The sequence below is a fragment of the Flavobacterium sp. SLB02 genome, assembly GCF_009664855.1.
In the GTDB taxonomy this organism is placed as follows: domain Bacteria; phylum Bacteroidota; class Bacteroidia; order Flavobacteriales; family Flavobacteriaceae; genus Flavobacterium.
Genome location: NZ_CP045928.1, coordinates 191,211 through 205,228 on the forward strand (window position 1 = coordinate 191,211; position 14,018 = coordinate 205,228).

Sequence of the window (14,018 nt, forward strand, 5' to 3'; positions counted from 1 at the left end):
ATTAATTTTTTTCAGCCACAGATTAATGAAATAAAAAGGATTAAAAAATTAGTGCAATTCTTGGCGTAAAAAATATAGCCGCAGATTAAAGGTTTAAATGGATTTTAAAAAAAATCTGTGGAAATCTTTTAATCTATGGCACAAAAATCTTCGCAATCTTAATAAAAAAATAATTCGTGGAAATTCGTGCAATTCGTGGCGGAAAAAACTATGCAGCAATAAAACAAATCAATTGTAAACGATAATTTTTAAAATTTCAATTTGTATTTTTGAATCATATAAAAACGCACACATGAAAATTGTTATATCGCCAGCGAAGTCATTAAATTTCGAAAAAGAATTACCAACAACTCAATATACAGAACCGGCTTTTTTGAAAGAAGCACGTCAGGTTCATAAAGTTTTAAAAGAAAAAAAACCAGCTGAATTATCAGACTTAATGTCAATCTCAGATAAATTATCAGATTTAAACTGGAAGAGAAATCAGGATTGGAAAACACCTTTTACGCCTGAAAATGCACATCCAGCAATTTATACTTTTGACGGAGATGTATATACAGGATTGGATGCTTACACAATTCCGCTTGAAAAGTTAGATGTTTTACAAAGCAAACTTAGAATTCTTTCAGGTCTTTACGGTGTTTTAAAACCATTAGATTTAATGCAGGCATACCGTTTAGAAATGGGGACTAAATTGCCAGTTGGTGAATACAAAAATCTGCACGAATTCTGGAAACCAACCGTTACTAAAGCTTTAAACAAAGAATTAGAAAAAGGAGAATTGTTTGTGAATTTGGCCAGTAACGAATATTTTTCAGCAGTAGATGTTAAGGCTCTAAAAGTTCCTGTAATTACTCCGGACTTTAAAGATTATAAAGATGGAAAACTAAAAATAATCAGTTTTTTTGCTAAAAAAGCGAGAGGGATGATGGTACGTTACATTATTGATACGAATGCGGAAACTATTGATGACCTAAAAGGATTCAATTATGAAGGATATCATTTTGATGCTAATCTTTCAGAAGGAAATCATTTGGTGTTTACGAGATAGTTTTTTTTTGAGGGACAAAGGTTCAAAGTGGCAAGTGGCAAAGGGACAGAGGTTTTTTTTAGAAACTGCTAAGGTTTAAAGTTTTGACTAGAGAGTTGGAGACTCGGGACATATTGTAGGCAGGGATTTTAATCCTTCAGATTCAAAAAATATTGTAGGAAACAATTTCAATCTCTTCAAATCCAGAAGATCATTATATAAAAATAAAAAATCCGGACTAAATAAATAGTCCGGATTTTTCGTATTATAAATCAATTATTATTAATGCATTGCATCCGCAGGATTAATTTTGTTTTTTCCTTTTTTAATGAAAAGAATAATTGGTATACAGAATAAGAACATGATTCCCAGATACATAAAAATATCCATATACGACATCACTGTACTTTGTTTCAAAACTGCGTAATCTATTGCCTGATAGGCTTTTTTAAGGGCAACATCGGCACTATAACCTTTCGCTTCAAAAGCTCTTTGCATTCCTAGTATACGTTGTTGCACCTGATAATTGGCAGGATCTAAATTCGTTAATAAATTAACTCTGTGTTCCTGACTTAAACGAGTGATAAAAGTGGTAATAATGGCAATACCAAATGAACCACCTAATTGTCTCATCATTCCAGTAAAAGCAGCACCTTCACCAATATGTTTTCCTTTTAATGTAGAAAGCGAAAGTGTTGTAATAGGTACAAAAAGTAATCCTAAACCAATTCCTCTTAAAATCAAAGGCCAGTACATATGTTCAACTCCGGTATCAGGCGTAAGACGGTTTCGCATCATAAAGGTAAAGAAGAAGAAAATTAAAAATCCTACTCCCACCATATATCCTTGCGGAACCCCTTTTTGAATCATATTACCAACAAATGGCATCATGATCGCTGTTGTAATCGAACCAGGGATCAGTAATAATCCGGCATCAGTTGCAGTCCATCCTAAAATAGATTGCGTATAAATCGGGATAATCAAAGTCGATCCGTATAAACCGAAACCAAGAATAAAACACATTACGGTTCCAATTCTTAAATTCCCGTCTTTTAAAACACTTAAATTTACAATTGGATGTTTATAAGTAAGCTCCCTCCAGATAAACAATACCAATCCAAGAACTGTAACAACACTTAGGGTTACAATTGTCGAATCGTTAAACCAATCGTCTTGTTGTCCGTGTTCCAGAACAAATTGTAATGAACCAATAAAAGCGGCCAACAATATGATTCCCCACCAGTCAACCTGATTTGCTTTTAATTTCTCTCCGTATTTTGGACTTCTTACAAAAGTAAGAGCCAAAATAGTTGCAATAATCCCTAACGGTATATTGATATAAAATATATAAGGCCAAGAGTAATTATCTACTAAATATCCTCCTAAAGGCGGACCTAAAGTTGGACCAACAATTACACCCATACCGTAAATAGCTTGCGCCATACCACGTTTTGCCACGGGATAACTCTCGGTGATAATGGTTTGAGCGGTTACCAATAAGGCGCCACCACCCATACCTTGTACAAACCTAAAAGCCACCAGTTCCCAAATATTACTGGCATTACCACACAAAAAGGAGCAGACTGTAAATATTATGATAGAAGCCACAAAATAGTTACGTCTTCCAAATTGCTGCGAAAGCCAACTCGTCATCGGAATTACAATAACATTCGCAATTGCGTATGCTGTAATTACCCAAGCCACATCAGTCAAAGTAGCACCAAGGCTACCTCGCATGTCTGTTAGTGCTACGTTTACAATCGTGGTATCTACAATTTCCAACAGTGCACAAAGTACTGCAGTAATCGTAATAATGACACGTCTGTAACCGTATTCTACTAAATCGTCGTCTCCTTGTACTGCTGTCATTATTTTATTTTAAATGTACATCTACGTCAACATTCATTCCCGGTCTTAGTAATTTTACTTTTTCAGGATCGTTTGATTCATCTAAACTAATTTTTACCGGTAATCTCTGAATTGTTTTTACGAAGTTACCTGTTGCATTATCAGGAGGTAATAATGAAAAACGTGATCCTGTTGCAGGAGAAAATGAAGTTAAGGTACCTTTGAATTCGTAGTTCGGATAAGCATCTACTTTTAAGCTTACTTTTTGTCCCACAACCATTTTGTTTAATTGTGTTTCTTTAAAGTTTGCTACAACCCATGCTTCATTGTTATTGATGATATAAAATAAAGATTGTCCTGGCTGAACCAATTGTCCTGGCTGAATATCAACTTTAGAAACCTGACCGTCAATTGCTGCAGTTACAACAGTATACGTTAGGTTCAAATGAGCAACATCCAACATTGTTTTAGCTCTTTTGATATTTGCAGCAGCAACTTCAGTTTGTTTGTCAGAAACTTTAGATTTTGACTGAATTACTGATTTTTGGTAAGAACTTGCTCTTTGTTGTTGTTCTAAAACACGAACCTGGTTTTCAGCTTCATCTTTTGCAGATAATGCCTGCTCATATTGTTGTTTTGTAATCGTGTGCGTTTTGTAAAGATTATTGTAACGGTTGTAATCGTTAGTAATTTGTCTTAATCTGATTTTTGCACTTTCGATAGACCCCGTTGCAGATCTCATTTGAGCATCAGAAACCGAAATGTTTGCATTTGCACTCCCAATATCTGCTTTTGCAGCTTCGTATTGACCTTCAGCACCTAATAATGCAGCATTCGCTTCATCGATTTTTAATTGGTAATCTCTTTTATCGATAGTAAATAAAGTATCTCCTTTTTTTACAAAATCATTATCTTTTACATACACTTTGCTAATATATCCAGATACTCTAGGAATAATTGGATTCATTTTTTTCTCGATCTGAGCATCATCTGTTTCTTCGTGGGCTAAGGAGTGCATGTATTTTGTTATTCCGTAAGTTCCGCCCACTAAAACCAACACGGTTAGTATAATGATGAATTTAGTATTTGTTTTTTTCTTTTCCATGAGAGCTATCGATTATATTTTAGAAAGATTGAATGATTGTGATAATTGTCCTGATACTGAAAGTAATTCGTAATATTTTTGAATAATTGTTGCCTTAGATACAGCGGTATTGATCTTAGCGCTTAATTGCTCAACATCGGCTTCAACCAAATCATTGGTATCCGCTAAACCATTGTCGAACTTATCTTTTACAAGTCTGTAATTTTCCGATGCCTGTTGAAGCGCTTCGTCATAAACCACACTTTGATTAATAGCCAGGTCATAATCTTCAATAGATTTTTGAACTTCAACTTTAATACGATCTGTCATTACGGCTTCTGTATTTTTAACCTCCAAAGCTCTGCTTTCAGCTTCTCTTACATGAGCGCTGTTTTTGTAAATTCCAGAGATATCATAAGTTAAACCCAGACCAAAGTTCATGGCATATTTTACAGTAATAATATCTTTAAGATCTAAAGCAGTATATCCGCCAAGTAATGCTAATGTAGGATAGTATGCTGCTCTTGCCACTTTGATATTGGCTTCAGAAGCTTTTTGTTGAAAACGAATCGCTTCTAAATCTTTTCTGTTTTGAAGTGCTAAAACATCAGATGTTGGTGCATTATTCGTTTTTAAATTAAAGAAATCAGCTTCGTTAACCTGAAGTTTTGTACTTGGATCCAGCTTCAATAAAGTAGTCAGATAAAAGTTGATATTATTAAGGTTGTTAGTAGCTTCATCAATAGATAATTGCGTTTTTGAAACTAATAATTGTGACTTTAATAAATCATTTCTCGGGATAATTCCGTTTTTCTCTAATTCTGTAAAATCAGTAACACGCTGTTTCGCGCTTTTTTGATTTTCATTTAAAACATCCAAAGTTTTTTGAGCTTTATATAGAGCAGTATAATAAGTAATAACTCTTAAAGCAACATCTTCTTTTGTTTTAGCAGCATTTGCATTTTCTGCTTCATATAAATTGTCCGATGCGTTAATGCTATTTTGAATTTTAAATCCTGCAAAAAGAGGCAAGCTTAAATTTGCCATTCCAATCATTGCTCTGTCAGGAGAGGCTAAAGATGCGTTTTCTCCCTGATTTGGCATATCAATCGACGCTTTTGTAAGGCGTTGGTATTGTCCCGAAACTTTAATATCCGGATACTGATTGTTTTTAACTTCTTGTAATTCGTACTTTTTTGTGTTTACCTTAGTACTGGCAAGAGTAACTTCGTTACTTTTTTCCCAAGCCAACTTCACGGCTTCGTCTAAGGTTAAACTTGTTTTTTCTTGTGCTTCTATTGATGAAATTCCGATAAAGAAAATACCAAAGAGCATTAATTGATTAATTTTCATAAACAAGTAGAGCTTTTATAGTTTGTTGAATGTGCTTTGTAAGACTGGTTTTAATGTAATCATTGTACAGAGCTTCTGTTTTTAAATTCAGTAATTCTTCGAAGAAAGGTTTGTTCATATGAAAGTGAAAAAAGGTTCCAATAATGGTTGGAGTAATCAGCGGGATAATAACATCTTTCCTGAAAACGCCTTTAGCCTGACCTTGAGCAATAATACTCTCAACAGATTTTAGATTTCCTTTTTTTAATTCTGTAAAAGCAATAAAACTTTTCTCTCTTTTTTTTGCGTTGATTTCAAAATGCAACACTCTGAAAATCCCTTTGTTACAACTTATTCGGTTAATGTAAATTTCGATTAATTTATTGACTTTTTCAATAGGTTCGAGATTTTCCTGTAATAAATTTTCGAGTTGTAATTTTAAATCAGAAGTTTTGTAGATAATTAACGCTTCAAGCAGTCTTTCTTTAGAACCAAAATAATACGAAACCATGGCAATATTTATTTTGGCATGTTTTGAGATGTCTCGTATAGAAGTTCCTTCGAATCCTTTTTCAGAGAATAGCTTTTCAGCAACCTCAAGAATTTGAATTTTTTTATCGTTTAATTCGAAGTTTGACATGGTATTGTTTCTAATTGGCCACAAAATTAAACAAGCGTTTAAATTAAACAGTTGTTTAATTTTATTTTAACATAATTTTAACAGAAAACCTTGTAGTGGTTTTAGAGTGAAAACACTCTTTGAAGCCAATGTTTATCAACAAAAAAAGCTGAAATAATATTATGAATGATATTATTTCAGCTATGTATTTTTCCTAATCTTGTCATTCCGACGGAGGAGGAATCTTCTCAAGTAACTCCGTAATCAAGAGTCAATCTTTGGTGATTTTGCAACGGAGATTCCTCCTTCGTCGGAATGACAGACTAGACGTTATTATATATGTTAGAAAAATTAGTTTTATCGAATTTCCCCAACAAATTCCGCAATTTTACCAGAACCATTCTCGCTTAAATGTTTAATAAAAGCGCTACCAATAATAGCTCCTTTTGCAAACTTAGTTGCCTGTGTAAAAGTTTCTTTATTCGAAATTCCGAAACCAATAATTTGTGGATTTTTAAGATTCATGTTTGAAATTCTTTCGAAATAATCTTCCTGAACGTTTCCAAAACCTGATTGAGATCCTGTAACACTTGCAGAACTTACCATATAAATGAATCCGTTTGAAACACTGTCGATAAAACCAATACGTTGGTCAGAAGTTTGTGGCGTAATCAGGAACACGTTTATCAATCCGTATTTTTCGAAAATTGATTTATATTCGTCTGCGTAAACATCTACCGGTAAATCAGGAATAATTAAACCATCGATACCAATTTCAGCACATTTTTTACAAAATTCTTCAACTCCGTATTGTAACATCGGGTTGAAATATCCCATAATAATCAACGGAATTTTTACGCTTTCGCGGATGTTCTTCAATTGATCGAATAGAATTTGAGTCGTCATTCCGTTATGAAGCGCCTTAGTCGAACTCGCCTGAATCGTTGGTCCGTCGGCCAAAGGATCGCTAAAAGGCAAACCAATTTCGATTAAGTCAACGCCATTTTTTTCTAAATCCTGAATGATCTGAACGGTATCATTTAAGTTAGGATATCCAGCCGAAAAATAAATAGAAAGTATCTTTTTATCTTCTTGTAATTTTTGAGTTATTCTGTTCATTTTTTTATCTTTTTATTTACTCCTGCAAGGTTTTCAAAACCTTGTAGGTGTTTTTTGAGTTTTTTTTTGCCACAGATTAAAAGATTTTTACTGATTACTGCTGAAAATTTGTTTCACGCAGATTTAAATTGATTTAAGCTGCTTCATGCAGATTTTTTTAATTAAATCTGCTGTAATCTGCAGAATCTGCGCGAAACAAAAAATCTGTTCTAATCTGTGAAATCTGTGGCATTATTTTTTTATAATTTTACTTATCCAATTATCATTTTTATTTTCGATTAATAATAATCCGGAATCTGAATCGTTCATTTGAGCAATCAATTCACCTTTGTTATTCCAAAATGCACTTTGTCCTGCTGAAGGATAACCCCATGATTCTCCAGCAAAATTAGACATCAAAACATTCATTTTATGCTTTTGAGCATAGCTTTGTAAATCTCTATAGGCATTCGGAATTCCGTTTGGAGTAAAAAAGATGCTTGCGATATAAATATCAGTTTCTTTTTTACAGGCATTTTCCGAATGCAGCGGATTATCAATATCAGCACAAATGGCAAACGAAATCTTTTTATCTTCAATTGTAATCATCGGATTGTAATCGAAAGAAGATTGGAAAAACTCATCTTCGCCTTCATGTAAAAATTGTTTTGTATAAACTGTAACTGAATTATCCGGTGTGATAATAAATTCGCCAATAAACAATTTCGTTTCGATCTCAATTGGTGCTCCAGCAACAATAATGATATTATTTTCGACAGCCAATTGTCTTAAATAATCCAAACGGGAATCGTCTTTTTTGAAAGCTAGTTGTTGAGCATTTTCTCTTTCGTAACCTGTAATTGACATTTCAGGAAATGCGATTAATTGTACTCTATTTTGCACAGCTAATTCTATAAGGCGATAATGATCTAATAAATTAGCTTCAATATCTCCTCGGGTTGGTTTTGTTTGTGCAGCGGCTAAAATCATATCGACTTTTATTTATTTTCGATATAAACCCAGGCAACTGTTCCAGACTTCAACGTAACCTGAACTCTTTTATAAGCATTAGATTCGAATATATCTACTTTAGCTAAATCCGAAGCCGAAATATTAAAAGCAACACCATGTATAGGATCTGAAGAATCTGCGCTCGGTACAGCTACAACATAGTCTGCCATTCCAAATTCTTCTTCGATTTGAAGACTTTTTAGTTTGTGGCCAAGTAACTGATCCGGTATTCCCGTTAATAGCTTTTTGAAAAGCTGCATTTGAATTTGTTTCGATCTTAATGTTCCGTATGAAAATAACTTTTCCATAATTATTATTTTTCTCGTTGTTTGTTTGCGTTAGGGATAGGAGCGGTATCTCCCGATTTAGAAAAACAAGGCTTTTTAGCCGTAGTTTTTGTTAATCGGGAATATAGCGGATAGCCCGCGCGGGAGGTAACGCCCAAATTAATCTTATAATTTAAAGTAATCGATATAATTATCTAAATCTTTGTCTCCACGACCAGAAAGACTTATAACGACAATATCAGTTGGCTTAAATTTCTTTTGATCTAAAACTGCAAAAGCATGCGCGCTCTCTATTGCCGGGATAATTCCTTCTAATTTCGTTAATTGCAATCCGGCATTCATAGCATCATCATCAGTCACAGAGAAAAATTCGCCACGACCGGTTTGTGCCAAATGTGCGTGCATTGGTCCAACTCCCGGATAATCTAAACCTGCCGAAATTGAATATGGCTCGGTAATTTGTCCGTCAGGAGTTTGCATTAAAAGGGTTTTGCAACCGTGAATAACGCCCACTTTTCCTAATTTACTGGTTGCTGCACTATGACCGCTATCTACGCCTTTTCCGGCTGCTTCAACGGCAATAATACCCACTTCTGGTTCGTGCAAAAAGTGATAATACGTTCCGGCAGCATTACTTCCGCCACCAATACAAGCGACAACATAATCAGGATTTTCACGTCCTTCTTTTTCTTTTAACTGCCATTTTATTTCTTCAGAAATTACACTCTGAAAACGTGTCACCATATCCGGATAAGGATGCGGCCCAATCGCAGATCCAATAATATAATGGGTGTCAACCGGATTATTGATCCAGTCACGAATTGCTTCGTTTGTAGCGTCTTTTAAAGTTCTTGAACCCGAAAGTGCCGGACGTACCTCAGCGCCTAACATTTTCATACGCGCCACGTTTGGCGCCTGACGCGCAATGTCGATTTCTCCCATGTATACGATACATTCCATTCCCATAAGGGCACAAACTGTCGCCGTTGCTACACCGTGCTGACCCGCTCCAGTTTCGGCAATGATTCTTTTTTTGCCCAAACGTTTGGCAACTAATATTTGCCCAATGGTGTTATTGACTTTGTGTGCTCCGGTATGGTTTAAGTCTTCTCTTTTTAAGTAAACTTTTGTATTGTATTTTTCAGATAAACGCTTGGCGAAATAAAGCGGACTTGGGCGGCCAACGTAATCTTTTAGTAACTGATCGAACTCGGCTTTAAAATCAGGTTCGCTGGTAATTTTTAAATAATTCTGGCGTAATTCTTCTACATTTGGGTACAGCATTTCAGGAATGTAAGCTCCTCCAAATTCTCCGTAATATCCTTTTTCGTTAACGTTAAAATTCATTTTATTCCAATTTTAAAAGTTGGCAACATCAAATTTTCGTTTGAAATTGCTAAATAGATTTTTGTTTTTTAGACCAGGTTCGATTTCAAATTTACTATTTATATCGACAGCATAAATAGGAAGATTGGTTTTTGAAATTTCTTCGATGGCTTTTAATTCGTTCATTCCGATTCCGCCACTCAAAAAGAAGGGTTTATCAGATTTGTATTTTTTTAATATCGTCCAGTCAAAAGTGGTTCCGTTTCCGCCAGGTAATTTTCCTTTGGTATCAAACAGAAAATAATCGCAAACCGGTTCGAAAGGTTTTATGATTTCGAAATCAAAGTCATTATCGGCCGAAAATACTTTTATGATTTCGGTTTTTTTAGGCAGTTGTTTTTTTAATTCTGATAAAAATTCAACCGACTCATTTCCGTGTAACTGAACAGCTTGTAAATTGTATTGTGCTACTTTTTTCAGAATTTCTTGCTGACTCTGATCAACAAAAACACCGACTTTTTTGATGGTTTTGATCAATTCAGGAATGGTTCCGTTAAAGTATCGTGCGGATTTCTCCCAGAAAATAAATCCCATATAATCGGGTAGGAGCGCTCCTATTTCGAGAATGTTTTCTGGATATTTCATGCCGCATATTTTGAGTTTCATTTTTTTTGATGTTTTTGCCACGAAGGCTCTAAGACACTAAGTTTTTTTGTTTTTTGCCACGAAGGCTCAGGGGCGCAAAGTTTTTTTGCAAAGAATTGCACTAGTTCAATTGGTGCTAATTCGTGAAATTCGTGGCGAACTTTTAAGCCTACAGCTGACTAATAAAGTCAATAGCTGCTTGTCCGGCGTTATCAGTTTTCATGAAGTTTTCTCCAATTAGGAAACCGTTATAACCGTAAGGACGTAGTTCAGAAATGGCTTCGATTGATGAGATGCCGCTTTCGGAAACTTTTACGAAATCGTCCGGAATTTGCGATGCCAATTGTTTGCTGAAATCTAAGCTTACTTCAAATGTTTTTAGGTTTCGGTTGTTTACGCCAATCATATCTAAACTTGGCATAATCGATTTTTCTAATTCTTCCTGATTGTGAACTTCCAGTAGAACTTCTAAACCTAATTTCTTTGCAAATTCTGATAATGATTTGATTTCCTCGCGAGTTAAAACTGCTGCAATCAATAAAATTAAATCGGCTCCAAAAGCTTTGGCTTCCAGAATTTGGTATTCGTCGACAATAAATTCTTTTCGCAATAGCGGAATATTTACTGATGCTCTTGCCAAAAGTAAATCGTCAAGAGAACCACCGAAATATTTTCCATCCGTTAAAACCGAAATTCCGCAAGCTCCTGCATTTTCATATCCTTTCACCACTTCTTCAACAGTAAAACTATGATTGATTACTGATTTAGATGGAGAACGACGTTTGTGTTCTGCAATAATTCCGGTTGAACTTGCTTTTAATTTTTGACTTAAAGAAATGGTTTCTCTTCCAAAAAATACTGAACTTTCCAATTGCGAAACCGGAATGATTGATTTTTTAAGAACGACTTCTCGTTTTTTATCAACTATTATTTTATCTAAAATATTCATGGCTTTTCTTTTGCCACAAAGTCACAAAGATGCAAAGTTAATTTGTGCTAATTCGTGAAATTTGTGTTTGTTTCTTATTTGCTTAATTCTTGTAATGTCTGCAATGCTTTTAATCCCTTTCCTGAGAACAGACTCTCTTTTGCCAATTCAAATCCTTCGAGAGGAGAACACTTTGTAACTGTTGCAATCGCCATTGCAGCATTGGCCAATACTACATTGTTCTGCGCTTCGGTTCCTTTTCCAGAAATGATATTGGTAAACATATCTGCTGATTCTTCGATGGTTTTTCCGCCTTCAATTTCGCTTTGCAATAAAAGACGAACGCCAAAATCTTCCGGTTTTAGCATGCCTTCCATATGTGAGGTTATCGTTTTGGTCGGGCCTGTTAAAGAGATTTCGTCATATCCGTCAAGCGAATGTAAAATGGTGAAATTTATATCAGTATTTTGATATAAATACGCATACATTCTGGCTAGTTCCAGATTGAAAACACCTACCAATTGATTTTGTGGAAATGACGGATTTACCATTGGTCCCAACATATTAAAGAACGTTTTTACCGCTAATTCTTTACGAATAGGCCCAACGTTTTTCATTGCCGGGTGAAATAGGGGAGCGTGCAAAACACAAATTCCAGCTTTGTCAATACATTTTTCTAAAAACGAAGCATCATTGCTGAATTTGATTCCCATTTTTTCCATTACGTTGCTCGAACCTGAAATCGATGAAACGCCGTAATTTCCGTGTTTGGCCACCTTTATTCCCGCTCCGGCGGATATAAATGATGCTAAAGTCGAGATGTTGAAAGTATCTTTTCCGTCACCACCTGTTCCGCATAAATCGATCGTATTATAAGCTGATAAATCAACGCGAACGCACAATTCTAACAAAGCTTCACGAAAGCCCGAAAGTTCATCAATTGTAATGCTTCGCATCATAAATACAGTCAAAAATGCCGAAATCTGGCTCGGATTGTATTGACCGCTTGAAATATTAATCAATACGTTTTTTGCTTCTTCTTTTGAAAGCACTTCGTGACTGATTAATTTGTTTAATATATTTTTCATTTTTCTTTAAGGTTCTGAGTTACTAAGACTCTAAGTTGCTAAGACTGTAAACTGTGACTGAGACTGCCTACTTTTTTAATGTTCATTCCCCTGATAAATCCACATAGGTTCTGTTTTTCCGGCACGTTCAAATCCGTTTTTCTTATAGAAATCAACTGATTTTCCGTCGGCGGTTAGCATTTGCATATGAAAGTGACTGTATTTCTCCTGCATTTTATCCATAATCAATTTTCCAATTCCTTTTCCCTGATAATCAGGAAGTACCAATAAATGTGGATAATAAACGGTTAAATAACCATCGGAAATTGCATTTCCTAATCCCACTAACTTTTTTCCGTCCCAGGCAGTTATTAAAGTTTCAGAATTCAAAAGGCCATTATACAATTCATTGGGCTTACTGGCTGAACTCCATTCATTTGCTTGGTATAAAATCAGTATATCTTCAATGTTGATTTCTTTAGTTGCTGAAATAGTTATTTTCATGAGATTCTAAGTTTTTTTTTCTGAGACTGAATACTGCGACTGAATATTGTAAACTAGCTCTTTATCCAGTTCTCTAAAATTCTTTTTCCGTTTGGCGTCAAAACACTTTCGGGGTGAAACTGCACTCCGCGAACATCAAAAGTTTTGTGTCTTAATGACATAATTTGTCCGTTTTCGTCTATTGAAGTTGCTTCAAGAACATCAGGCAAATTAGCATCAACAACCCATGAATGATAACGCCCAACTTCGAATTTGTTTCCTAAACCTTCAAACAAAATTTCATCTGCAACTACGGTTTTTACATTTGTAGCAACTCCGTGATATACTTTATCAAGGTTAGAAAGCGTTCCTCCAAAAACTTCCCCAATGGCTTGTTGACCTAAACAAACTCCTAAGATGCTTTTTGTTGGAGCATATTTTGCAATTACAGCTTTTAATAAACCTGCTTCATCCGGAATTCCAGGACCCGGAGAAAGTAATATTTTATCGAAAGAAGCGATTTCGTCAATTTCGAATTCATCGTTTCTGTATACGGTAACTTCGCAGTTTAAATCCTCTAAATAGTGCACTAAATTATAAGTGAAACTATCGTAATTGTCTATAACTAATATTTTTTTCATGTCTTTTGTTTTGTTTCAGGTTTTCTTTGTTTCAAGTTTCAAGTTCTGTGACTGAAAACTGCGACTGAAAACTGATTTTTATTTTTCTCGAACGTATTTTTCAGTAATAATGCGGTCGATTCCTAATTTTTCTACTTTTTCGATTCCTTTCTGAGTCAGTGTGTCATTTTTAATTTTTACTGTAAACTCAAATTTTCCGTTTTCCCATTGTCTGTTATTAAAAAACTCTAAATTCTCTGTATAAATACTATCCTTTAAAGTATATTTTCCACCTCCGCCAAAGAATACTGCCGTACTGTCTTTTCCGTTATTCAAATCATGATTAAAAAAAGCAAAATGGGTGTCATTTATAATTTTAATCATTTTTGTTTTTGGATTGAAAGTAGAAAACGTTGAATCTTTTTCAGTGGTTTCTGCTGATATCAGACGCCAAGTTCCTGTTAACGGAATTGTCGTTGTTTCTTTCTTAGATTCACATGATACTAAAAGAACGAAAGCGATAAAAAAAGGAATTATATTTTTCATAGGTTATGTTTTTGGTTTGTTTTTGTTGTTTCAAGTTTCAGGTTTCACGTTCCAACAGCTTGAAATTTGAAATTAAAAAAACTTGAAACTAATT

At 34.7% G+C, this 14,018-nt stretch carries 15 protein-coding genes; 1 reads left to right on the forward strand and 14 read right to left on the reverse strand.

The features are described from left to right. The first annotated feature begins 292 nt into the window (after positions 1-292). Positions 293-1,051 carry a peroxide stress protein YaaA gene (gene yaaA / locus GIY83_RS00870; protein ID WP_194618390.1) on the forward strand — a complete coding sequence of 253 codons (759 nt, stop codon included), beginning with the start codon at positions 293-295 and terminating at the stop codon, positions 1,049-1,051. A gap of 261 nt (positions 1,052-1,312) precedes the next feature. Here yaaA and GIY83_RS00875 read toward each other — a convergent pair whose 3' ends face one another. The 14 genes from GIY83_RS00875 to GIY83_RS00940 all read right to left on the reverse strand — a co-directional run bounded on the left by GIY83_RS00875 (position 1,313) and on the right by GIY83_RS00940 (position 13,924). Beyond that, the gene (locus GIY83_RS00875; protein WP_194618391.1) at positions 1,313-2,899 is read right to left on the reverse strand and encodes a DHA2 family efflux MFS transporter permease subunit; all 1,587 of its coding nucleotides are present in this window, start codon (positions 2,897-2,899) and stop codon (positions 1,313-1,315) included. Positions 2,900-2,903: 4 nt separating this feature from the next. Beyond that, positions 2,904-3,983 (reverse strand): HlyD family secretion protein, encoded by a 1,080-nt coding sequence (locus tag GIY83_RS00880; protein WP_194618393.1) that lies wholly within the window; start codon positions 3,981-3,983, stop codon positions 2,904-2,906. A gap of 12 nt (positions 3,984-3,995) precedes the next feature. Next, positions 3,996-5,315: a TolC family protein gene (locus GIY83_RS00885; protein ID WP_194618395.1), complete on the reverse strand. Its 1,320-nt coding sequence runs from the start codon at positions 5,313-5,315 to the stop codon at positions 3,996-3,998. Further along, positions 5,305-5,934, reverse strand: coding sequence for a TetR/AcrR family transcriptional regulator (locus GIY83_RS00890; RefSeq protein ID WP_194618397.1), 630 nt, complete (start codon positions 5,932-5,934; stop codon positions 5,305-5,307). Before GIY83_RS00890 ends, GIY83_RS00885 begins: the two co-directional genes overlap by 11 nt. 336 nt (positions 5,935-6,270) lie before the next feature. Further along, a complete protein-coding gene (gene trpA / locus GIY83_RS00895; RefSeq protein ID WP_208684112.1) occupies positions 6,271-7,032 on the reverse strand; it encodes a tryptophan synthase subunit alpha in 762 nt (253 codons plus the stop codon). A 231-nt stretch (positions 7,033-7,263) separates the two neighbouring features. After that, positions 7,264-8,001: a carbon-nitrogen hydrolase family protein gene (locus tag GIY83_RS00900; protein ID WP_208684114.1), complete on the reverse strand. Its 738-nt coding sequence runs from the start codon at positions 7,999-8,001 to the stop codon at positions 7,264-7,266. Positions 8,002-8,009: 8 nt separating this feature from the next. Further along, complete coding sequence (locus GIY83_RS00905) at positions 8,010-8,330, reverse strand: gamma-glutamylcyclotransferase family protein (RefSeq protein ID WP_194618403.1); 321 nt, start codon at positions 8,328-8,330, stop codon at positions 8,010-8,012. A 144-nt stretch (positions 8,331-8,474) separates the two neighbouring features. Beyond that, positions 8,475-9,656, reverse strand: coding sequence for a tryptophan synthase subunit beta (trpB, locus tag GIY83_RS00910; protein ID WP_055095721.1), 1,182 nt, complete (start codon positions 9,654-9,656; stop codon positions 8,475-8,477). 12 nt (positions 9,657-9,668) lie between these two features. Beyond that, entirely contained in the window at positions 9,669-10,301 is a 633-nt protein-coding gene (locus GIY83_RS00915) for a phosphoribosylanthranilate isomerase (protein WP_194618405.1), read from the reverse strand. Between the two features lie 148 nt (positions 10,302-10,449). Further along, positions 10,450-11,229 carry an indole-3-glycerol phosphate synthase TrpC gene (gene trpC, locus GIY83_RS00920; RefSeq protein ID WP_194618407.1) on the reverse strand — a complete coding sequence of 260 codons (780 nt, stop codon included), beginning with the start codon at positions 11,227-11,229 and terminating at the stop codon, positions 10,450-10,452. A 74-nt stretch (positions 11,230-11,303) separates the two neighbouring features. Continuing rightward, the gene (gene trpD / locus GIY83_RS00925; protein WP_194618410.1) at positions 11,304-12,296 is read right to left on the reverse strand and encodes an anthranilate phosphoribosyltransferase; all 993 of its coding nucleotides are present in this window, start codon (positions 12,294-12,296) and stop codon (positions 11,304-11,306) included. A 75-nt stretch (positions 12,297-12,371) separates the two neighbouring features. Continuing rightward, on the reverse strand, positions 12,372-12,779 hold the full coding sequence (locus GIY83_RS00930) for a GNAT family N-acetyltransferase (RefSeq protein WP_194618412.1): 408 nt from the start codon (positions 12,777-12,779) through the stop codon (positions 12,372-12,374). A 53-nt stretch (positions 12,780-12,832) separates the two neighbouring features. Continuing rightward, positions 12,833-13,399, reverse strand: a complete 567-nt coding sequence (locus GIY83_RS00935) for an aminodeoxychorismate/anthranilate synthase component II (RefSeq protein ID WP_194618414.1) — start codon at positions 13,397-13,399, stop codon at positions 12,833-12,835. A gap of 78 nt (positions 13,400-13,477) precedes the next feature. Beyond that, on the reverse strand, positions 13,478-13,924 hold the full coding sequence (locus GIY83_RS00940; protein WP_194618416.1) for a hypothetical protein: 447 nt from the start codon (positions 13,922-13,924) through the stop codon (positions 13,478-13,480). Positions 13,925-14,018 lie beyond the last annotated feature (94 nt).